The organism is Salimicrobium album (genome assembly GCF_900107115.1).
Taxonomy (GTDB): Bacteria; Bacillota; Bacilli; order Bacillales; family Halobacillaceae; genus Salimicrobium; species Salimicrobium album.
In genome coordinates this window covers 272600-293750 of sequence record NZ_FNOS01000004.1, presented here as the reverse complement: position 1 = coordinate 293750, position 21151 = coordinate 272600, and the positions used below count along the sequence as shown (strand labels likewise).

The 21151-nt window shown below is 46.4% G+C and carries 21 protein-coding genes; 9 read left to right on the top strand and 12 right to left on the bottom strand.

Features of this window, described 5'->3' with window-relative positions; genetic code table 11:
• Window positions 1-8: 8 nt before the first annotated feature.
• The gene (locus tag BLU03_RS09440) at window positions 9-764 is read left to right on the top strand and encodes an SDR family NAD(P)-dependent oxidoreductase (protein ID WP_076571029.1); all 756 of its coding nucleotides are present in this window, start codon (window positions 9-11) and stop codon (window positions 762-764) included.
• A 106-nt stretch (window positions 765-870) separates the two neighbouring features.
• On the opposite strand, the gene rpsN is transcribed toward BLU03_RS09440, so the two are convergent.
• Window positions 871-1140: a 30S ribosomal protein S14 gene (gene rpsN / locus BLU03_RS09435; protein ID WP_093107397.1), complete on the bottom strand. Its 270-nt coding sequence runs from the start codon at window positions 1138-1140 to the stop codon at window positions 871-873.
• 204 nt (window positions 1141-1344) lie between these two features.
• Here rpsN and BLU03_RS09430 point away from each other — a divergent pair, with 204 nt between their 5' ends.
• The 4 genes from BLU03_RS09430 to BLU03_RS09415 all read left to right on the top strand — a co-directional run bounded on the left by BLU03_RS09430 (window position 1345) and on the right by BLU03_RS09415 (window position 5166).
• Window positions 1345-2019: a response regulator transcription factor gene (locus tag BLU03_RS09430; RefSeq protein ID WP_093107395.1), complete on the top strand. Its 675-nt coding sequence runs from the start codon at window positions 1345-1347 to the stop codon at window positions 2017-2019.
• Complete coding sequence (locus tag BLU03_RS09425; RefSeq protein WP_093107393.1) at window positions 2019-3389, top strand: sensor histidine kinase; 1371 nt, start codon at window positions 2019-2021, stop codon at window positions 3387-3389. The genes BLU03_RS09430 and BLU03_RS09425 overlap by 1 nt, the downstream gene beginning before the upstream one ends.
• A gap of 92 nt (window positions 3390-3481) precedes the next feature.
• Entirely contained in the window at window positions 3482-4498 is a 1017-nt protein-coding gene (locus BLU03_RS09420; protein WP_093107391.1) for an ABC transporter permease, read from the top strand.
• A 2-nt stretch (window positions 4499-4500) separates the two neighbouring features.
• Window positions 4501-5166: an ABC transporter ATP-binding protein gene (locus BLU03_RS09415; protein WP_093107389.1), complete on the top strand. Its 666-nt coding sequence runs from the start codon at window positions 4501-4503 to the stop codon at window positions 5164-5166.
• Window positions 5167-5286: 120 nt separating this feature from the next.
• Here the strand turns inward: BLU03_RS09415 and BLU03_RS09410 are convergent, their stop codons facing one another.
• A complete protein-coding gene (locus BLU03_RS09410; protein ID WP_093107387.1) occupies window positions 5287-5568 on the bottom strand; it encodes a hypothetical protein in 282 nt (93 codons plus the stop codon).
• A gap of 218 nt (window positions 5569-5786) precedes the next feature.
• Complete coding sequence (locus BLU03_RS09405; protein WP_176765456.1) at window positions 5787-7571, bottom strand: DUF2339 domain-containing protein; 1785 nt, start codon at window positions 7569-7571, stop codon at window positions 5787-5789.
• A 291-nt stretch (window positions 7572-7862) separates the two neighbouring features.
• Between BLU03_RS09405 and BLU03_RS09400 the strand changes: the two genes are divergently transcribed.
• Together BLU03_RS09400 and BLU03_RS09395 are read left to right on the top strand one after the other, a co-directional pair.
• Window positions 7863-9035, top strand: a complete 1173-nt coding sequence (locus tag BLU03_RS09400) for an iron-containing alcohol dehydrogenase (protein WP_008587311.1) — start codon at window positions 7863-7865, stop codon at window positions 9033-9035.
• 164 nt (window positions 9036-9199) lie between these two features.
• A complete protein-coding gene (locus BLU03_RS09395) occupies window positions 9200-9613 on the top strand; it encodes a cupin domain-containing protein (protein WP_093107384.1) in 414 nt (137 codons plus the stop codon).
• A 92-nt stretch (window positions 9614-9705) separates the two neighbouring features.
• Here BLU03_RS09395 and BLU03_RS09390 read toward each other — a convergent pair whose 3' ends face one another.
• The 8 genes from BLU03_RS09390 to BLU03_RS09355 form a co-directional block, all read right to left on the bottom strand.
• Entirely contained in the window at window positions 9706-11037 is a 1332-nt protein-coding gene (locus tag BLU03_RS09390) for an Ltp family lipoprotein (protein WP_093107383.1), read from the bottom strand.
• A 349-nt stretch (window positions 11038-11386) separates the two neighbouring features.
• Window positions 11387-12523, bottom strand: a complete 1137-nt coding sequence (locus tag BLU03_RS09385) for a glycerate kinase (protein ID WP_093107381.1) — start codon at window positions 12521-12523, stop codon at window positions 11387-11389.
• Window positions 12524-12562: 39 nt separating this feature from the next.
• Complete coding sequence (locus tag BLU03_RS09380; protein ID WP_093107379.1) at window positions 12563-13822, bottom strand: GntP family permease; 1260 nt, start codon at window positions 13820-13822, stop codon at window positions 12563-12565.
• Between the two features lie 94 nt (window positions 13823-13916).
• The gene (locus BLU03_RS09375) at window positions 13917-15026 is read right to left on the bottom strand and encodes a CdaR family transcriptional regulator (protein ID WP_093107377.1); all 1110 of its coding nucleotides are present in this window, start codon (window positions 15024-15026) and stop codon (window positions 13917-13919) included.
• 265 nt (window positions 15027-15291) lie between these two features.
• Window positions 15292-16284 (bottom strand): C40 family peptidase, encoded by a 993-nt coding sequence (locus BLU03_RS09370; RefSeq protein ID WP_093107375.1) that lies wholly within the window; start codon window positions 16282-16284, stop codon window positions 15292-15294.
• Between the two features lie 19 nt (window positions 16285-16303).
• Complete coding sequence (locus BLU03_RS09365; protein WP_093107373.1) at window positions 16304-17368, bottom strand: dipeptide epimerase; 1065 nt, start codon at window positions 17366-17368, stop codon at window positions 16304-16306.
• A 12-nt stretch (window positions 17369-17380) separates the two neighbouring features.
• Window positions 17381-18544, bottom strand: a complete 1164-nt coding sequence (locus BLU03_RS09360) for a DUF819 family protein (RefSeq protein WP_076570996.1) — start codon at window positions 18542-18544, stop codon at window positions 17381-17383.
• A gap of 113 nt (window positions 18545-18657) precedes the next feature.
• Window positions 18658-18975, bottom strand: coding sequence for a DUF3870 domain-containing protein (locus BLU03_RS09355; protein ID WP_093107371.1), 318 nt, complete (start codon window positions 18973-18975; stop codon window positions 18658-18660).
• Between the two features lie 511 nt (window positions 18976-19486).
• Here BLU03_RS09355 and BLU03_RS09350 point away from each other — a divergent pair.
• Together BLU03_RS09350 and BLU03_RS09345 are read left to right on the top strand one after the other, a co-directional pair.
• Window positions 19487-19828, top strand: coding sequence for a hypothetical protein (locus BLU03_RS09350; protein WP_093107369.1), 342 nt, complete (start codon window positions 19487-19489; stop codon window positions 19826-19828).
• Window positions 19815-20288 (top strand): hypothetical protein, encoded by a 474-nt coding sequence (locus tag BLU03_RS09345; RefSeq protein WP_093107367.1) that lies wholly within the window; start codon window positions 19815-19817, stop codon window positions 20286-20288. The genes BLU03_RS09350 and BLU03_RS09345 overlap by 14 nt, the downstream gene beginning before the upstream one ends.
• Window positions 20289-20736: 448 nt before the next feature.
• On the opposite strand, the gene BLU03_RS09340 is transcribed toward BLU03_RS09345, so the two are convergent.
• Window positions 20737-21099, bottom strand: a complete 363-nt coding sequence (locus BLU03_RS09340) for a HesB/IscA family protein (RefSeq protein ID WP_008587281.1) — start codon at window positions 21097-21099, stop codon at window positions 20737-20739.
• Between the last annotated feature and the right edge of the window lie 52 nt (window positions 21100-21151).

Genomic DNA, 21151 nt, shown 5'->3' with positions numbered 1-21151 from the left:
AATTTCACATGAGTAAACTTAACGGAAAAACAGCTATTATCACAGGCGGAGCCGGAGGTATCGGCTTCGGTATCGCCAAAGCATTCGCCAAAGAGAAAGCGAACGTCGTACTCGTTGACGTTAATGAAGAAACCGGCCAGAAAGCCGCAGAACATCTGAAGAACAGTGGTGCGGACAGTCTGTTCATCCACGCAGATCTGACCGACCATGCCGCCCTGTCTTCCATCGTCGATAAAACGGTGGAAACATTCGGAGGTCTGGATGTCCTTGTGAACAATGCGCACGCATCAAAAATGGCTTCTTTCCTTGAAACGACGAAAGAAGATATGGATCTGTCTTTCAATACAGGATTCTACCCTACCTTCTATCTTATGCAGGCAGCCATACCTCATTTGAAGAAAACGGAAGGGTCGATCATCAACTTCGCCTCGGGCGCAGGAATCAATGGAGACGCCAATCAATTATCTTACGCCGCTGCAAAAGAAGCGATCCGCGGCATGACGCGCGTAGCTGCGAATGAGCTCGGGCAATTCGGAATAAATGTCAACCTCATCTCCCCTATAGCCAATTCCGAAGGTGTCCAGGAGTGGGCAGCAAACAATCCTGAATACTATAAAAAAGTGCTCGGAAACATTCCGATGCAGCGCTTCGGTGATCCGGAAGAAGATATCGGAAAAGCGGCCGTCTTCCTCGCATCGGATGACTCCAACTACATGACGGGACAGACGCTTATGCTCGACGGAGGTTCCACTAAGCTGAGGTAAACCGTCATCACTTATAAAGGCACAAAACTAAAAAGCCGCAACAACGCCGGACCTCTGCCTCCGGTTGTTATTGCGGCTTTTACTTTTAGCACAATATCACAAAGGGTTACCAGCTGGCTTTACTTACCCCCGGTATCTGTCCCTTGTGTGCATAATCCCTGAAAGCGATCCTGGACATTTTGAATTTCCTCATATAACCGCGCGGACGCCCCGTCACTTCACATCTGCCGGTGAGACGGGTCGGAGATGAGTCACGTGGAAGCTTCCGAAGTGCTTCGTAATCCCCTTTTTCTTTCAGTTCTTTACGTAAGTCGGCGTACTGCATGACCATCCGCTGACGCTTTTGTTCTTTCGCGATCTTCGACTTTTTAGCCATTCTATATGAACCTCCCTGTAAATATAACTTTGTATTTAATTAATAATAATAAATAATGTAACGTAAATCGTAATCATTACGATTTACGTTACTTTTTGAATATATCATCTGCCTGGAATTTATTCAAATTCAGTGCCTGTTCACCTTCCGTTCACCTTCTTTTGTTATTCTAAAAGAAGGAATGTACAGGAAAGGATGAAACGCATGACTTCTATACTAATTACAGATGATGACCCCTATATCAGAAAACTCGTCTCCCGGACACTTGAATCATCAGGATACGAGACATACAGAGCTTCCAATGCAGACGAAGCTGTATCCGTGCTGGATAAGTCAGGTATCGATCTGGCTGTCGTCGATGTCATGATGCCCGGCACGGACGGATACGCCTTAACGAAAATAGTCACGGAAGAGTATGGTCTTCCCGTCATACTTCTCACGGCTAAAGGCGAATTGCACGACAAAGAACAGGGATACCGGGCCGGGACGGACGATTACATCGTGAAGCCGTTTGAACCGAAAGAACTGCTATTCCGGATCGAAGCCGTTCTCAGAAGATACGACAAGCCGAATGTCCAGTCGTTAGCTGCGGGAGAACTCGTCATCGACCGGAATAATTACGACGTCCGGATCGGTACCAGTCACCTCATGCTTCCGCTGAAGGAATTCGACCTTCTCGCTCTCCTCGCCTCCACTCCCAACCGTGTGCTCAGCAGAGACCATCTGATTGAACAGGTGTGGGGTCTTGAATTCGAGGGAGATGAGCGTACGCTTAACGTCCACATAAAAAGATTAAGAGAGCGTCTCGCACCGCTTACCCACAGTGTTACCATACAGACGGTACGCGGCGTCGGGTACAGGCTTGAGGTGAACGGGTAGTGAGATCCCTATATACAAAATTTCTACTGTACACTCTAATCATTATGAGCGCCAGTTTTCTCATCGGTTTTCTTCTGGCGAATGCTTACTATCAGAACAACCTGAAGCCTGAAACCGACAGAAAGAACATGCAAATCGCAAAACAGATAGCTTCTTACGCCGAGTCGGCCGACAATCCGGAGGCCTACCTGTCCACTACGGCCGCTACCGGTTATCAGCTGTTTCTGAAGGGACCGGAGAAGTCCAGTTTTTTCGGAAATCCTTTTGATGGAAAAGATCTTCCGGAAGAAGACGTCCAGCGCGTCATCGATGGAAAAACGTATCACGGCATGAGGGATTTTTCGGGAGGAATTTTCGTAACCGGATTTTTCGCGAACGAACTGCGGAACTCTGTCGGTGTGCCTGTAACGATAGAAGGTGAGCCTCATGCACTGTTCCTGCGTCCGGATATTAAACTTCTTTTTAACGAAGTTCACATTCTCTTCGGTCAGATGACAGCTGTCATCATCATTTTGAGTCTTCTGGCGATGCTTCTTTTCTCCGGGATTCTCGTCCACCCGATCCGCAAGCTTTCCCGGACGACCGACGTCATTAAAAAAGGGGACTTCACTGTGCATCCGGACATTCACCGGAAAGATGAAATCGGAACGCTCGCACGAAACTTCTCTTCCATGATCGATCGGCTCGGGGAAGTCGATCGGCTCCGGCGTAACTTCGTCTCAAACGTCAGCCACGATATTCAGACGCCCCTGCTGAACATACGCGGGTACAGTCACCTGCTGGAAAACCCCAAATTATCCGAAGAGGAGAAAACGGAATATATCAATATTATTCAGGATGAAACAGAGCGACTGTCTACATTATCGAGGCAGCTCCTCCTTCTTTCCTCCATCGAAGACAGCGGAAAGCTTATCGAACGGCAAAGTTTCGATATCAAACGCCAGCTGGAAGAGACTCTCCGGCGCTACCACTGGAGAATCAGCTCGGAAGGACTGGCGTTGACGTACTCTTTTGATGAAGTGACATACAGCGGGAATGCGGAACTTCTCCAGGCGGTATGGGACAATCTCATTACCAACGCCATCAAATACTCAAAACCCGATTCTTCCATCCACGTGTCATTACAGAATATGGATAAAGAAATCACGGTATCCGTCCGGGATGAAGGGATAGGGATGAGTGAAGCGGAAATAAGCCGTGCGTTCGACCGCTTCTACCGGGCGGATGAAGCACGGTCACGCACGACAGACGGCACCGGACTCGGCCTTTCCATAGTCAAAGAAGTCACCGAAATTCACGGAGGAACGGCGAGCGTCTCGAGCATTCCTGGAGAAGGCACGGTATTCACAATTACTCTTCCTCAGCTGTAACACCCCGTTAACCTTTCGTTCACCTTGCTGATTTACCATAGTCAGTAGAAGGAACGAAAGGTTTTTATTATACAGAAAGGGTTGAAGAACAGATGAATATGGCATTAAAAGAAATGAAAAAAAATAAAACGAGGTTTCTTATCATAGGAGCCGTAGTTTTCCTGATCAGCCTGCTGACTTTTCTATTATCCGGACTCGCGAACGGTCTTTCGGAGGACAATATGGCGTCCATCCGGAATCTGCCCGAGGGGAATTTTCATTTAACGGAGGATGCAGAAGGTTCGTACACCCGTTCCAATCTGGATGAAGCCACTGTACAGAGTGCCACCGGTCAGAACAATTACGCTTTTTCCGTGCAGATGGGAGGGCTGGAGAAATCGGAACGCAAGTACTCGCTCGCTTTCTTCAATTCCACCTCGGCCTCCCCATTCCCGCAGCCCGATAAAGGAGAGGTTGTACTCGATTCGTCTGTTAAAGAAGAAGGGGTCTCTGTGGGTGATACGCTCACACACCCACAGACGGGCGAAGAACTGGAAGTGACCGGGTTCGCGGATAATGAACGATTCAGCCACTCCCCGGCCGCTTTCGTAAATCAGGAAGAGTTTTCTTCTATGTTCCGTATCGAAGATTTCCAAGTTCTTTATACAGAGAATGAAAAAGATATAAGCGGACTGGAGACGTTTTCGAAGAGCGAATTCCTGTCCTCTATCCCGAGTTATCAGGCGGAACAGATGACTCTGTCGATGATTCTCTGGTTTCTCGTCCTGATCAGCGGCATGTTATTTGCGATCTTTTTCTATATGATGAACGTACAGAAAACGGGCATGTTCGGTATTCTGAAAGCGATCGGTGTTCGTACGAGACGCCTGTTTTATATGATGTGGGTCCAGATGCTGACGATTACAAGCCTGGCTGTACTGCTCTCCGGCCTCGCAGGTCAGACCGCAGGAGTTCTCCTGCCGGAAGCGATGCCTTATGATCTTCCTATTTCGACGACTCTGGCTCTTGCAGTCGTATTTCTCGTCGTCGGTTTTATCGGTTCCACATTTTCCGGATTGCGCATTCGTCAAATTAAACCGCTGGAAGCGATCCAGCAGGGAGAGGGGTAACTATGGAAACATTTCATTTAAAGAATATCAGAAAAACATTCAAAAACGGAGAAGTCGAAGAGGAAGTACTGAAAGGCGTGAACCTCTCCCTGCGCCCGGGAGAAATCACTGCTTTGACCGGGGCTTCCGGTTCAGGGAAAAGTACGCTGCTCACCATAGCCGCAGGTCTGCAGGAAACTTCCGAGGGTGAAATCAGTTTTAAAGGAAAAAACCTGGCTGATGTGAAGGAGGAAAAGTTACGTAAAGTGCGGGCAGAGGAATTCGGATTCATTTTCCAGTCGTCCCATTTAGTCCCTTTCCTTACCGTGGAGGAACAACTCTTCATGATGCTTGAGGTGGCCGGGAAAAAGAAAGAGGAAGAAGAAGTAACAGCTATTCTGAGTAAGGTAGGGCTTTCTCATCGCAGGAAGGCCTACCCTTCTTCCCTGTCCGGAGGAGAAAAACAGCGTGCCGCCATCGCCCGCTCCGTTATCCACCGCCCTTCCGTTCTGTTCGCCGACGAACCGACGGCAAGTCTCGATTCGAAAAAGTCGGAAGAAGTGATGCAGCTGCTCGAAGACATGACGAAAGAGCGTGGCATGGCCACCCTCCTCGTCACCCACGAAACGGAGATGCTTTCTTACGCAGACCGGGTCGTTCATATGGAAGACGGGAAGATATTAGTGTGATATAAGAACAGTCCAGGTACTAGAGCTCAACTTGAACTATATACCCGATTAGCGGGACACTTGTTATAAGTGTCCCGCTAATCGGGGTGTAGTTTAGTAAACCACCGGCATTTTTTTGAATTAAGCGGACGCCATTTGAGACATCAATAACCCAGTACCAAAAACGAATAAATTTACTGCTCCTATAATAAATGAAATAACCGCTAAATAATTTTTTTCTCCATCTTTAAAACAAGCCATTATACCTAATACGAACGTAGCCAAAATCATGACACCCATTACTACAATACCTAAACGGAAATTCACCGGGATAAAATCGTATATAAGTAAATAAAAAAAGGGCATGGTAAAGAGACTACTAATAAAAGAACCATAACTATAAAAAGTTAACTTTTTATTCAACCTAAAACCACCTTTATGAGTTTGATTACATTTAACAAAGAAGGGCGAACACATAAAAGTAAAATAAATTTAGACAGGTTGACTCATTCTTGAAACGACGATCACTGTATAAAGGAGAAATGAGCCACTCCCACCTCTTTACTGACAAAAACAGCGACAAGGTCAGTTATATTCTTAAAGAATCTTGATTTACTAATAACTCATCTGTCTAACTTATTTCAACGTTTTTTGCTGCTATTTTGTTTATTCGAACGATAGAAAAACCTTGATACCAGCACTCCCACAACACCAAGCCCTATAAACAGCAGACCGCGTACGATAGCATCGATATAGGAAATATCGACCAGAAAGGCTTTTCCGAGCGTAATGAAAATCCATATCATCGCGAAAACACGGAGCGGTCTCTTGTCTTTTAAAATTCCCGCTGTCAACGCAGCCACTGCGAATAGGATCCAGCTTATTGATACCCCTATGTCCCGGTAGTCATAAAAGCTCTCCTCTCCAATCTGGAAGGCTACCTGCGTCAAGGTAAGAAGTGCAAAACCTAGCCCTGCTCCAGCAAATACGTAAATGCACGTACGCCGGACGATACCCGTCATCACTTTATTACCCGTATAGGAACGGAACAGCAAATAAGCGAGCCCTGCTACGATGGCGGCGGTGATCCCCTCAAATACCGGTACGTCCACTGCGGATTCAATATACTCGAGATTGCTGAGTGTTAAGGAGGCACCGATGATAAAGAAGATGGATGCTAGAACGGTTTGCACCCGGCTGTTGATGCCGAAGCCGAGACGATAAAGAGCGATCGCTTCCACAAGGTATAGAATCGCGTACCCTTCGTAATCGAAAATACGGAATATCTCGAACGTACCAAGCACCACTGCGAACAGTGTATATAAGTGAAAAAGCATACCCCGGTTGTTTCGGCTCCGGTAAGCAATCCCTCCGTAAAGAAGAGTGCCTGTGACGAGAAAAGCGTCGAGTACGGAAACAATCAGAGTCACCCACCCGTATTCATATATAGAAGCAGGAGAAAGAGGAGTTACAAACAGCCAGATCAGTGCAGCTATAAACGTAAGAGACAGAAGCACCCCCTTCGCCCTGGATAGAGCATCCGAATAGAACAGGAGTGCGGAAAGGCCTATGTGTATCGCTACGACGGTGTAGGCGAATATCTCATACTGATCAATAGGGCCGATACTGTTCACTTGTGAATCTGCCAGCGCAGATGCTATCACATAAACGAAAAACGTAACGGAAGGAAGCAGCGTTCCCGCGTACAACAGAACCATATACCTCCATTTCCATGCATATAAACCGAGCGTCACAACGAGCAGCATTTCATAAAAAAAGAATACGAAAAAGTTCCCCTCTTCTCCTCCAACGAGAAATGGCACGAAAAAACCGGCTATAGTCAAAAAGACGGCGAGAGCCTGGGATTTGTATATATGTGACAGGTATAATCCCGTAAAAATACCGAAAACGTACAGAACAAAAGCGATCGGCGTTTGAACCAGCCCGTACAGAACGGTACCTGCAAAGGTGGAAAATATCCATATACCTGCTCCGCCACCGATCAGACTTACCCCGAGTCCTCTCCGCTCTTTCTTCGTCTGGTACACCCCGGTAATGGCGAGTACTACGGAAGATACAAAGCCGATAAGTACCCGGACCGGTTCCGTAATCCAGTTGTTCTCGACGGCAGACTGGAAGGCCCATACCACACCGATCAGCAGGACAACGATGAACACACGCGGCAGCCACACCTGCCCGATCCATGCTTCCCAGTCTCTCTTTGCAGGCTTCGTTTCCCCCAAACCTTTTTCCGTTTCTTCGGACGAGTAGGAATCATGCTTTTCCGGTTGAGAAAAAAACGGTTGTTTTATCCCCTTTTTCTCTTCCGGTTCTCTGTCTTTAAGCATAGATTTTATTTCTTCCATTTCTCTTTCCAGCTTATCCAGACGCTCCTCCAGACGACGGTCCGATTCATTTTTATTCATCCCCGGTTTCCCCTCCTTCTGCTTATGCGTGAACTCCTGCATTTACCTTCTACATATATCATTCGTCTAAAATCCCGGTAAACCTTTTATAATATTTATGTTTAATGTAGTGAACACGGGGAACACTCCCCAAGCGACAGTAATCGTTCCCTTAAATAACCATAACTAGAATTTTTTTGTTTAATGAAGTTCAGAGAGGGAACACTGCTCAAGCGTTGCCGTTTCATTAATACGGCAACTGTCATCAGGAAGAGACTAATCAACGAAGCCAACTGAAGGAGGCTATTATTTATGAGTCGTTTTACGATTCCGCGCGATATTTATTTTGAAGAGAACGCACTGGAAGTACTGGAATCCTTTGAAGGGAAGAAAGCCGCACTGGTCATCGGCGGCGGTTCCGTAAAACAAAACGGAAACCTTACGAAGATCCAGGAACACCTGGCAGCTGCGAATATAGAAACAGAAGTATTTGAAGGCTACGATACAGAACCGACATTCGAAGCGGTGAAAAAAGGTGCAAAAGACTTTGATCAGTTCCAGCCGGACTGGATTATCGGTATCGGCGGCGGATCTGCGATGGACTCCGCCAAAGCGATCTGGCTTTTCCACGAATATCCGGATCTCTCTTTTGAAGATGCTGTAAAACCGTTCGAACTGCCGCGTCTTCGCCAGAAAGCGAAATTCGCCGGCATTCCGACGACAAGCGGAAGTGGTTCCGAAGTATCCAACCTGTCCGTCGTCGCCGATGAAACGACGAACGTGAAATATCCGCTGGCAGACTTTGAACTGACACCGGATGTCGCTATCATCGACCCTGTCATGGTTGAGGAACTTCCTAAGCATATCGCTGCTTATACAGGCATGGACGCCTTCACCCATACGATTGAAGCGTACGTAGCGAAACCACGCACGCTGTATACAGATATCCTTTCCCTCGGGGGAGCTGAAGTGATTAAAGATAACCTGCTCGCTTCCTACAAAGGGGATCAGGAAGCTGCAAAACAGATGCACACCATTCAGGCGATGGCAGGAATGGCTTTTGCGAACGCCGTACTCGGTAACGTGCACAGCCTGGCCCACAAAAGTGGTCCGACATTCGGCATTCCGCACGGCTATGCTAACGCGATCTATCTTCCTTACGTCATCCAGTTCAACCGTGAAGTAGTGGAAGATCGTTTCGCCGAAGTTGCCCGCCGTCTTAACCTGAAAGGGAACAGTGATGCTGAACTGACCGATTCTCTTGTAGAATACATCTATCAGCTCAACAAAGACCTCGGTCTTGCAACGACTCTTCAGGACTTCGGTGTACCCGAAGAAGACTTCAACAAGCACCTGGACACGATGGCCGAGAACGCTCTCGAAGATCCATGCACAGGCACCAACCCGCGCGAAACATCTTTCGAACAGATGAAAGAACTATTCAAAGCTTCTTACTACGGCAAAGAAGCTCTCGTAAAAGCATAAGTTTCAGCACGGTTTTATAACAGAGTTCCATGGGGGGGTTCCTCCCCGTGGACTCTGTTTTTAATAACTGCAGAATGCATTAAGCTCTGTGCTCCACGTTTAATTTCTGTAAGAAACAGGTACATAGTAAGAAGCTCATATTACTACTTCAGGAGGGATAGACGATGGAATTGAAAGATTACGGCGCGGAGCCGTTTGTAACGAACATTGAAGAAGCAACTAAAGAGAACACGAACTACCGCACAGCTTTATGGACCGGAAAGAATCTTCAGGTCACTTTGATGAGTATCGATGTGGGAGAAGATATCGGTCTTGAAGTCCATCACGAACTGGACCAGTTTCTCCGGGTGGAAGAAGGAGAAGGTCTTGCACAGATGGGAGACAGTGAGAATAACCTGGATTTCGAAAAGAAAGTAGGCGACGATGATGTAGTACTCGTTCCGGCAGGAAAATGGCACAACATAACAAACAAAGGCGACAAGCCGCTCAAAATCTACTCTATTTATGCGCCTCCGGAACACGACCACGGAACCGTACACAAGACGAGAGCCGAAGGAATGGAAGATCACGACCATTAATTTCGACCTCAAAAAATGCTTTCCATATCACTAATGGAAAGCATTTTTTATTTTCACCCTATTGTTTCAATTATAACTACGTATTAACGAATCTATAAACCGACCTGATCGGCTGCGTATTCCGCCTGTTCCCGCGTAAAACCGCCTCCATACTCCGAAGACAGCTGATCAATCAGTCCGGATCTGGAGAAAGACATCGTATCCAGGTAACTCTCCGCACTTTTCACTGCCTGTTCGTTCCAGTCCACGTCCAGCTGATTCACCGCAAACTCAGCATCTTCGCGTGGATAGCCGCTCCCGTATTCAGAAGACAGCTGGTCAATCAGACCTTTTTTCGAGAAAGCACTGAACTCCAAATAACTTTCCGCCTGGGCCACCGCGTTCTGCTGAGATTTCGTCATAGAACCATCTGAACTGCCGTCCTCATCAGAGGACTCATCCGTAGTACTTTCGTTTCCTCCGAAATCCATCTGTTCGACTGCGTGTTGAGCCTGCTCTTCGGTAAATTGGGCTCCTGCATCCGAAGAAAGCTGCTGTTTCAATCCGCTTTCCGAAAACGAACTGTACTCCAAATAGCTCTCTGCACTTCTGACTGCCTGCTCGTTCCAGTCCACATCCAGCTGATTCACCGCAAACTCGGCGTCCTCCAATGGGTAACCGCCTCCATATTCAGAAGACAGCTGGTCAATCAGTCCCTGTTTGGAAAAAGCCGTGAACTCCAGATAATTCTCCGCTTCCTGCAGGGCATTCTTTTGTGAAGTGGTTATTTCACCTTCTGCTCCCCCACTTTCTTCGGACGGCTCTTCAGAAGGTTCTCCTTCTACAGGTTCCTCGGAAGGCTCTTCTTCCACAGCTTCCTCTTTACCGAAATCAATTTGACCGATGGCGTATTGTGCCTCTTCCTCCGTGAACCCTTCTCCAGCATCCGATGTGAGCTGCTCTTTCAACTCCTGTTCGGAAAAAGTGCTCACACTCATATAATTCTCGGCGCTTTTTAGTGCCTGTTCATTCCAGTCCACATCTAACTGATGCACCGCATATTCAGCATCTTCCCGTGGATAGTCACCTCCGGCTTTGGAAGCCAGCTGATTAACGAGCCCCTTTTGGGAGAAAGGTGAGGCTTTCAGATAGCTCTCGGCTTCCTGAACTGCATTTTCCCGGGACGTTGTTACTGCCTCATTTTCATCTTCTTTCTCCGCAGATGTGTCGTCGCTTTTTGTTTCACTTGTTTCTTTTACTTCCTTATCTTTCGTACTTGCTTCTACCTCATCATCATTATCACTTTCTTCACTGTTCGAAGCGTTTTCTGTCTGTTCCGGTTCGACTTCCCCTCCAAGGTTTCCCATGACCAGCACTACTGCGAGTAAAATCGTCCAGAACCAGAATCGTTTATACACCGGTTTTGCCGGTTCGATACCTGCCATAATGACCCCTCCCGTATGTGTGGAATACCTTTAGTGCTGACCGACCCTCGCCTTCTGCAACATTCCGAGTGTCATCGTCGTCCCGGGGTACCGACAAAATACGGAAAACTTCTTCTCTCGTCACTCGCCCCGGAAGAGTTAAGTATGGATGAATGATGAGAGCTACTGAACAATGACTTCTTTAAATAAACTTTACCACGACCTGCATTGAATTAGGCATAAATTCCTAATGTTTTTATAACACGAACAAATTTTTGTTAACCTTTGTTTTTTTGAAAGGTGGGAGTCTTCCCAAAACAAAAAAGGGAAGACAAAAGTCCTCCCAGGGTAATCCAATAATATGATATTGCTATCGCTGCAGTTTCATCAGTCTGGCCACATTTTCTGCGGTTTGCGTCACGTTCTGAAAGGAGACCCTCTTCAACTCTTCCAGATCGGCGGGTCCGGCAACTGTGCTGAACACGGCGTCGATTCCTGCATCAAACACTGTTTCGTACCCTTCTTCGACACTGCCGCATAAGGCGATTACAGGTAACGGAGGAGTATTTTCCTTCGCCATTTTCGCTACGTACACGGGCGTTTTTCCAAACACCGTCTGGTGGTTGATGCCGCCTTCTCCCGTGATGACAATATCAGCGTCCTCCATATGCTTTTTCAACTGGGTTACGTCTGCCACAATCGCAGCCCCTTTTTCAAGTGAACAGGGGAAATATCCAAGAAAGGCAGCCCCCATCCCCCCAGCTGCACCGGCGCCTGGGGTGTGAACGATGTCCCGCTCCACCTGCCCCCCGGCGACAGTTGCAAAATTCGCAAGGGCACGGTCGAGTAGAGCAATGTCTTCCCGGGACGCTCCTTTTTGCGGACCGTATATGGCTGAGGCACCATCGTCCCCGATTAAAGGGTTATCGACATCACAGGCGATACGGAAGTGGGACTGTTTGATTCTCGGATCCATCCCGCTCGTATCTATTTGTGCCAGGTGGGAGAGAGAAGCTCCGCCCGGCGCCAATTCCTCCCCGTTTTCATCTGTGAAGGAAACGCCCAGTGCCTGAAGCATCCCTGCACCCGCATCATTCGTCGCACTTCCGCCGAGTCCGATAATAAAAGATCGTACGCCCTGCCGGAGAGCGTGACTGATCAACTGCCCTGTACCGAAAGTGGAAGTGATCGTCGGGTCCCTCGTCTCGGCTGTCGTGTGCTGAATACCGGAAGCGGCCGCCATCTCGATCACTGCCGTGCTGCCATCTCCGGAAATGCCATAAGGAGCTTCCAAGAAGTTTCCGAAAGGATCGGACACGTTGGCGGTAACTACTTCTCCTCCGGAAGCATCCACTAACGCACGCATCGTCCCTTCTCCTCCGTCGGCCATGGGGCACACAATAATTTCTGCATCCAGCACGCGTCCGAGCCCCTCTTTGGCAGCCTCCCCCACCTGTCGCGAGGTAAGGGTCTCTTTATAAGAATCAGAAGCGATAACGATTTTCATCTTTCATCCTCCTCATAGTTGCTGTTATAGCTGTACCCGTTAAAATAATTGAAACACCCCGAAAATCAGTGTAGATACGACAGCGAGCGTCAAACCTACGACAGTCTCATAAGGTATCAGCTTCACGCGTTCCTGGATACTCATCAGTACACTGCCGGCGGTGGCGTGGAAGAAGCTTCCGTGAGGCATATGGTCGATTACTGTCGCCCCGGCGTGGATCATCGCTGCACCTGCCAGGCCGCTGACGCCCATTTCAAGCAGTGTCCCGCTGAAGACTTCTGCTGCAACAATGGATCCTGCCGTCGTGGAAGCGGTCGCTCCCCCCATGAAAATTCCGGAAACAGGAGCTAATGCGTAGCTCGGCAGCCCTAAATATTCGATGGTATCTATCAGCAGATACTGCAGTGTGGAATTCGAAATAATCCCCGCGATGGCTCCGGTACCGAGAAGGAGTACGGCGACTGCTGACATTTTGCTGAGGCCGGTAATGATAAACGAATTGATCGACCTCCATTTGCCCATAGCGATCGCCCCGACCAGCCCTCCTGCGGGAAGCGCGATCATAGGGTCGACTTCAATACCGGCAATTGGCCTGAGAACGAGTAAGGAAATTGCAATTAATGGCGCGATCAGGGCGAGTGTGACCGGAGGAAGCCTCTTATCCTCTCCTTCTTCCAGATCTCTCTCAGCGACGAAACTACCTTTTTGTACAAGGCGCTGCGCCATAATATATGTAACGAAAATACCGAAGACGGCAGGTACGATTCCTGCAGCCATTACAGAAGTCAATGGAACGTTGAAAGCTTCCGAAACGGCAATGGTATTCGGGTTCGGGGACATAATATTCCCTGCTTTTCCCCCGCCCACCATAGCAAGTAATATGGCCGTTTTGGACAAACCCGCTTTGTAGGCAATCGCCAATGCAATCGACGCCACCGTGATTACCGCTATATCCACGAACACACCCGCGGCGGTCAGCGCCATCGTCGCTAAAATAAGGGAGAGGAGAGCTTTCTTCTCACCGAGTTTCTCCACAACAGCATTCGCGATGGAGTTTGCCGCTCCCGACTCGATCAGAACACCGGCCAGAACCCCGGCTGCAAGGATCCGCAGCACGGCAGGGATGATCCCTTCTGCTCCTTCCACCATCAGCTCCACTGTCTGCGTGAGACCGGCCCCGCCGACAATTCCTCCAACCAGAGCTCCGGTGATAAGCGCATACACGGGCGGTACTCTTCTTAAAATCATTACGATGGCTAAAACCAGACCACCGATTGCTCCAACAGTTGTTACAGGCACTTTAAACACTCCTCACTTAAAAACTCCCCTCTCATTGTAAGCGCCTTCCGAAAAGAAATCATCAGTCGTTTGCACAAATTAAACCGCTACCATTTTACTGTATTAAGTCCTCCTGTTCTTTGAAGCTGTGTAAAAGGACACGGGTTGCATATAAATAAAACAAATCCCTCACGTTCCGTGGCTCCCTGCCGGTGATATTTAGGATGTTTGCAAAACGATACTGAAGTGTATTTCGATGTATGTATAATTCGTCAGCCGTTTTTGCAGATTTTCCGTCACATTCTACATACGTCTTTAAAGTGGCGATCAGTACTTCCGGGAGCGGTTCATCGGATTGATGTACCGAAAACCCGTCGTTTTGGTACAAGTCATAAAGCAGCACCTCCAGGGACAGCTGCCCGTAAAATATAACATCATCTTTCATTGATGTTGCTGCAGCAGTCTTCCTCGTCATCTGGCTTCTTTGATAGGAACGGGCAACTTCCGACGCGTCAGAAGCCGGAGTCCCTACATAACTGGACGGCAGATGTAAAAAGCGGATCCATTCTTTTAACTTCATTTCGTACTCCTCTGCCAGAGCAATCGTTTTTATGATCACGATTCTATCTTCGAGCACAGTGGCCAGTTCCTGCGGCCTTAGATGTGTCTTGATTTTTCGTTCCAGCTGATCCAGGTGATCCCTGCTGTTTCTGTCAGAGGGGGGGAAAACACAGATGACTATCCGCGGAATATCAAGGTCGATCCCCAGCATATCCGCTTTCCGTTTAAATTCCCGGTCATTGGCATGGGTGTCTTCCAGCCACTGATACAGAAATTCCCTGCGAATCCGTTCGTCGTATTGAACCTGGTCAAGAAGGTATCTCTGTTCTATAATCATTTCCGCTGTCATTTTTACGAGTTCTCCGTATTTCCTCACTTCCCCGGGCGGCCCGGTTATCCCGATAGTTCCGATTGTGCGGTTCTCATAATAAATAGACAAATTGATTCCCTGGTCGACGCCGTTCCACTTTTCCACTTCCTTCGGATGAATCTCCAAATGGTCTGCCGGATTTTTTCTATACTTCACGGCTTCATGTATGGTCCCTCTTCTCTTCGTATCACCAGACCCTAAAATTATCCCCTTTTCATCCATGACATTGATATTATAAGAAAGAATAGCCATGGTTCTGTCTACAATCATCTGTGCAATTTCATTCGATATCAATTGACGTCCCTCTCCTCGCGTAATTGCTATGATGCTTTCTATTATGCAGGCGACGGTGTCCCGTCCTCAACCTCTCTTTACATATTTCATTAAAACGGGTTCCTGAACCATAGCACGCATTTTTAATGTGAATAAAGCTGTTCTCATAAAAAGAAGCCTGAAGGAAAATTAATTTCCTCAAGGCTTCTTTAAAGCTTCAACGTTTTGGATCATCGTAAGCAACACGTAATTTATTCCCGCAAAAGTGCCGGAGGGTTACGTTACATTAATCCAGATATCTTCTCGCACCTGCAAATTCGACGGCGTAGTCCGATTCGAACACGTCGATGATCTCTACCGTACTGGCCGAATTAGGGGAGTGGATCATCTCCCCGTCTCCGATATACATACCGACGTGGTGGACATATCCTTCTCCTTCGTCATAAGCGAAAAACAGCAGATCTCCTTTCTGCAGATCCTCTTTTGCTACAGGAGTCCCGTTTTCCGCCTGTACGGAAGAGTCTCGCGGTATTGAGATTCCATGGGATTTGAAGATGGTGTGCGTGAAGCCTGAACAGTCAAACCCGAAACCGGAAGCACCTGCCCACAAGTACGGCAGCCCCAGGAATTGTTCCCCCGTTTCCACAAGGTCCTCACCGTCCGCTTCAGGGATTTCTTCCTCACTGTTATAAACGGAAGCATCCTCTTCGTTCATCCATTTCATTCCATCACTCGGAGTAGCCACCAGCATGGAATCTCCAGCCTGGGTTACGACAGGAAGTTTCGTATTGAAACTGATTTCTTTGAATTCCTTTCCTCTGTTTTTATCGTCATAAAGATGAGCAGTAGGCGATGTGACGAGTGCAAACGGCTTCTTATCTTTTAAAGTGCTGTACCTTTTCTCATCCGCCAGTTGCTCTTTCGGCATCCAGGCCGGGTAGCCGAGTTCATTTTTCGGTGTCGGCTGACCGTGGACGGCAACTTTCACCCAATCCCCTTTTTCTTCAAGGATGGTGACTTTCTGTCCATAAAGAGCCTGCGTCTGCAGTTTACCGACAAGTCCCAGTTTCTGTTCATACGTCATGCTCTCCGTCCATTCCCACATATCGACCGGGTTACTGATTGCCGGAGCATCAACATCCCTTGTCTCAGCAGGTTCACTCCACAACGTAGCTACGGAGACATCAACGTACTTCTCTTTATTCTCTGCCTGGACAGCAGAAGTGAAAACGAAACTGAACAGCAATACAGCCGTTATCCATAAAAGTTTATTTTTCATCAATAACCACCTCCAAAGATTAATAAAAACCGAGCCCGGGGCGTTCGTTCAACGTCACTTCTCTTCCTTCGTAGCTCATCCCCCCTTTCAAACCTTCATCATTCATCCAGGCCGGGGCATCTAAGTCGTACATCGTTATGTTCGGGTGGGCCATAGCAAGGTGAACAGCCGCCGTTCCCGAAACAGTCGATTCCATCATGCTTCCGATCATGCAGGGTACGCCTGCACTCTCGCAGATGTCAGCGATTTGCCCTGCTCTTCTCAATCCCCCGGCTTTCATCAGTTTAATGTTCACGTAGTCGGTACAATCCATTTCCACAAGCCTGAGTACCTCTCTCGGAGAAAAAGCGCTCTCGTCGGCCATGATCGGCACGTGGGCGTGTTCACGCACATATTTCAGAGCTTTCAGATCATGAGACGGAACAGGCTGTTCGACGAGTTCCACGTTGATGTCTTCCTGTTCTATCCGTTTCAGAAAGTGGACGGCCTGTTTGCCCGTCCACCCCTGGTTGGCATCAAGACGAAGGCGAACGTTTTCTCCCACCGCTTCTTTCACATGCAGCAGACGGTTAAAATCTTCTTTTTCATCCATGCCCACTTTCAATTTAAGGACATCGAATCCTTCCCGGACTCTTGCGATCGCTTGCTGTTTCATGAGAGCCGGGTCGTCTACACTGACGGTCATATCCGTCTCAAGCACTCCTCTTTCCCCGCCCAGCATTTTATATATGGGGAGGTTGTTATACTTTCCGAAAGCATCATGGAGAGCTATATCCACAGCCGCTTTCGCGCTCGAATTATGGATGCAGCTTTTTTCCAATTTAATGAGCTGATGGTTCAGTTTTTGTATATCCTCATTCATCAGGGAATCCCGGACAGGTCCTTCCACGGCCGCTCTCATCCCTTCCAGAGAGTCCCCCGTCACCTGGAGGGAAGCCGTCGCCGACCCGTACCCTTCGATCCCCTCTTCCGTTTTCACGAAGACATCCATCACTTCAATGTTTTCCACGGTACGGACGGCTGTTTTGAACGGCCGCTTTAAAGAAACAGTTCTGTTTTCGCATACGATATCAGTTATTTTCATATAGCTCCTCCCCTACAACATCGAAAGCACTTCGGCAACGAGCAGTCCGCCATACGTTCCGAGGAACGACCCACCGAGAGCCATCAGGACCCCGACCGGTATAAGCGATCTGTGGTAAGCTCCTGCAAGAAGTGGTGCGGACGCCATACCGCCGATATTCGCAAGACTCGAAACACCGAGTGTAAACAGGTCCAGTTTGAAAATTTTAGCGGCAAGCAACATAATGATCGCGTGCACAGCGAGAATCACGAAACCGGAAATGATATACACCGGTGCCTGTCCCAGTTGGGAGAAATCGGCACGAGAAGCGATTAAAGCGATAACGATATAAAGGAAGACGTTTGCGATATCCATCGAACCCGGAACTTTCGCAAGCTTCGTCATAGCGAGAAGCACACCGATAATGGAAACGATGAGGATCGTCCACGTCGTCGTGTTAACGACAGTACCGAAAGAAGGGAGCACTCCGCCGATCTCGGCAGCTATTGCGGAAACGAATATGGCTATGGACAAAAGCCCGAGCATGTGGACGAAAGTAATGTTCTTCGCATCCTTCTCTTTATCCTCCTCCACGAGGTCAGCGGTGATTTCATCGAGATGTTCGGTATTGGACTTAGCCCATTTGTTGAAAAGGGCCGCGAATGGAACGAGCCAGAACATGATCATGACCCAGGAGGAATAGTTGACAGTATCCATAATAAGGGCGTAACCAAAAATATTCTCCGGCACTTCGAGGATCCCCTGAATGATAACCATGTTGGCGGAGCCGCCCGTCCAGCTTCCGGCAAGAGCTCCCAGGGCCTGCCACGTATTTTCAGCATATAACCCCTGGAACAGCAGGTACGTGACGACGAATCCGAGCATAATACTGAAAGCAGCCGTAAAGTAACCGATCAGCATCTTCGGACCAAGTTTTTTCAATTTACGCAAGTCACAGTTAATGAGCATCAGGAATATAAGCATCGGCAGCAGAATGTCCCGGACATTACCATATGTACTGTCAATAGTCTCTGTAGAACCGATGACGCCTGTCGTCTTCAGAATCGCACCTCCGAAGTAAATAAGCACGATACCCGGCACGTATTTGAAAAATTTACTTTTTGATGATTCAAGAAAAGCGACCAGTCCGGCCAGGCCTATGATGACTCCCAGATAAAGAAATCCACTTTCGATCATAATGATTCTCCCCCTTGATTAATATTATGTATAAAAACAAAAAACCAGCCGGCAAGAATACGCTTCTTGTCGACTGGATTTTATCTACGATCAGTGAGATAAAGCAATCGGTATCATATATTCATAATGTCATAGTACTTCAACTGCGCCTGCTTGAAAGCTACACTCAATGCTTTCTTAGAGGACCCGAAGTACCGCGCCGTAATCTCCTGTTCGACTGTCTCCCCGTCCGTCATCTTTTTTCCGACGAACAGACTGTGGACAAAGTGGACGGTAATGTCCAGCATGGCCGTACACTCGACATCGACGATTTCATTACTGTTCATATCCACGACAAATCCGACAAAAAAGGAATCATATTTTTTCGTAATGGCATTATTCCCGGGTGATTTGGATTCACCCACTATGTAGCACGTCTGTGATTCATACATTAAGCTTCCTCCGAATCTCCGGCATCTTTTGTAAGGATAGCCCGCCCGGGTAAAGGCAAACCGCCGTCACAAAATGCAGATTCAATCGGTGTTTATTAAAATAGTACCATTTATATAAAGCGCTTTCAATACTTTTTGAATTTTCTACATATTTTAGGTGATGTGATTCTTTTGACAAAACTTTTTACGATCTCATTATTTCTCTAGGAAGTATAGAATATATATCGATATTTTTTAAAATATAAAGTTTAAAATATAAAATGAATAATTTTGAAAACCATATTGCAAATTAACAAGGATTAATAAACAAAGTCATAATAAATTTAATCGTCAACTTGATTTTTCAAAATATTAATTATATTCTGAATTATAAACTTTCATTTAGTATTTATATGCTATAATTATAACTACAGTAGTGTTTGGAACACCGTTTCATAACTTAATAACCTCAATTTATATTTTGCTTGATTCAGTTTTTATTTAAATATACTTTTTTGAGGAGGTATTACAGATGAAGAATCCGGAAGATTTAGCGCAGGATTATCTTAGTCGGTTAATAGCAGCTCCCTTGTCGCAAAAAAATGTTATTACACAAGAAATAGTTTACGAGATTAATCATTTAAATTTTCAAAGCGACAATTCTATAATTCCTGAAAAAGAAAAATTAAAAATTCCTGAAATTATGGAAGCTTATACAGACATTAATATTTCCACCCATAATATTCTTGATAATAATACAGAATTACTAAATTTAATTAAAAATAATAATTTAATTGAAAATAATACAGAAATACTAGATTTAATTAAAATCATTAAAAAAGAAATAAAGGAACATCCCAATGAGTACCTTTGAAGTGATCAGTGCTATGATTAGTGTTCTTTCATTTGTATTGGCACTATTTGCTGTTATTTATACTCGCCTCTCTATAAGCATTAGTAAATCTAATGTTTTACGTAATATCAATGATTCAATTTTAAAGGCTTCTGATAGCATATCCCAAATGACTCATAATATGGCCCCATTGATAGCTAGTCGTATCGATAAAACCTTAACGGAGGGTCAAAAAAAAAGTTGGGAACATTACAGTGTTTCTTTCGATATTAAAACGTCAGACTATTTAAACTCATATGAAGTAGCTTGCCTGATGTACCTCGGAAAAAAGGTTAATAAAAAGGACTTTGAAAAACTTTACAAACAGGACATTATAAACCTTTTTGAAAGAGATATTTTTAAGGAAAAATTAAACGATGGTAACGAACATTATGGAAACCTTAAAAAAACTTATTCCCAAATGAAGGAGTTAGATATTTAATTAATCTTCGGGCTAATTCTTTACACATATATTATTATCTTAGTACTTACTCTAGTTAGAGGCTCAAAATCCCAGTTACAATACAAAGTATTTAAAAAGGAAACGGACTTTTACAATTGAATCGTTAATTGAAGCATTGCCGTATATTTACCAGGGGGCTTTTATTACTTCCTGAGCCACATAGTGCTCTCTTCAAGTGGACCTTTGCTATCACAAATTTTTCTTCTTCTTAAAACTCCATTCCCTGTTTTTTGCATCCTGACTACTCAGAAACTACTGAAAAGGCTTGAATTTTTCTCAGTAAATCGAACGAAATATAGTTCTTCATAGAACTAAAAAATACACCTCCCTAACGAATGTTCCGTTCGCTAAGAAGGCGTATTATGTGAAGACACGAAAGAGGGTCGTTTCCCTCAAACGAATATAAAACGAGCTTTGAACTCGGCAATCAACAGTTCGGGTCCGGCGTGCCTGCGTTTGTCGCTGTCTTGAAAGATGATCCACAGCCGCACGATACGATAGCGTTCGGATTATCGATGGTGAACCCGCCGCCCATCATGTTCTGTTTGAAATCGATCTTCGTCCCTTCAATAATTGCAGCATCCTGATTATTGATGATGACCTGAAGGCCGTCGTGTTCTTCTACTATATCAAGTTCTTCATTCATTGTTTCTTCAAAACCGAGCTTATAGGAAAGACCGCTGCATCCTCCGCCCTGGACACCGAAGCGTAAGTATTTATCCTGAGAGTCTTCTTCCTGCAGCATTTCGTTCACTCTGTAAATCGCAGCTTCCGTAATATTCAGAACCATTCGGAACCTCTCCTTTCTACTATCAGTATATAGGCTGATCGGTAAATGTTCA

Coding starts and splice junctions, on each gene's coding strand:
- BLU03_RS09440 (WP_076571029.1), top strand. CDS start 9: ATGAGTAAACTTAACGGAAAAACAGCTATTATCACAGGCGGAGCCGGA.
- rpsN (WP_093107397.1), bottom strand. CDS start 1,140: ATGGCTAAAAAGTCGAAGATCGCGAAAGAACAAAAGCGTCAGCGGATG.
- BLU03_RS09430 (WP_093107395.1), top strand. CDS start 1,345: ATGACTTCTATACTAATTACAGATGATGACCCCTATATCAGAAAACTC.
- BLU03_RS09420 (WP_093107391.1), top strand. CDS start 3,482: ATGAATATGGCATTAAAAGAAATGAAAAAAAATAAAACGAGGTTTCTT.
- BLU03_RS09415 (WP_093107389.1), top strand. CDS start 4,501: ATGGAAACATTTCATTTAAAGAATATCAGAAAAACATTCAAAAACGGA.
- BLU03_RS09405 (WP_176765456.1), bottom strand. CDS start 7,571: ATGAATAAAAATGAATCGGACCGTCGTCTGGAGGAGCGTCTGGATAAG.
- BLU03_RS09400 (WP_008587311.1), top strand. CDS start 7,863: ATGAGTCGTTTTACGATTCCGCGCGATATTTATTTTGAAGAGAACGCA.
- BLU03_RS09395 (WP_093107384.1), top strand. CDS start 9,200: ATGGAATTGAAAGATTACGGCGCGGAGCCGTTTGTAACGAACATTGAA.
- BLU03_RS09390 (WP_093107383.1), bottom strand. CDS start 11,037: ATGGCAGGTATCGAACCGGCAAAACCGGTGTATAAACGATTCTGGTTC.
- BLU03_RS09385 (WP_093107381.1), bottom strand. CDS start 12,523: ATGAAAATCGTTATCGCTTCTGATTCTTATAAAGAGACCCTTACCTCG.
- BLU03_RS09370 (WP_093107375.1), bottom strand. CDS start 16,284: ATGAAAAATAAACTTTTATGGATAACGGCTGTATTGCTGTTCAGTTTC.
- BLU03_RS09365 (WP_093107373.1), bottom strand. CDS start 17,368: ATGAAAATAACTGATATCGTATGCGAAAACAGAACTGTTTCTTTAAAG.
- BLU03_RS09360 (WP_076570996.1), bottom strand. CDS start 18,544: ATGATCGAAAGTGGATTTCTTTATCTGGGAGTCATCATAGGCCTGGCC.
- BLU03_RS09355 (WP_093107371.1), bottom strand. CDS start 18,975: ATGTATGAATCACAGACGTGCTACATAGTGGGTGAATCCAAATCACCC.
- BLU03_RS09350 (WP_093107369.1), top strand. CDS start 19,487: ATGAAGAATCCGGAAGATTTAGCGCAGGATTATCTTAGTCGGTTAATA.
- BLU03_RS09345 (WP_093107367.1), top strand. CDS start 19,815: ATGAGTACCTTTGAAGTGATCAGTGCTATGATTAGTGTTCTTTCATTT.
- BLU03_RS09340 (WP_008587281.1), bottom strand. CDS start 21,099: ATGGTTCTGAATATTACGGAAGCTGCGATTTACAGAGTGAACGAAATG.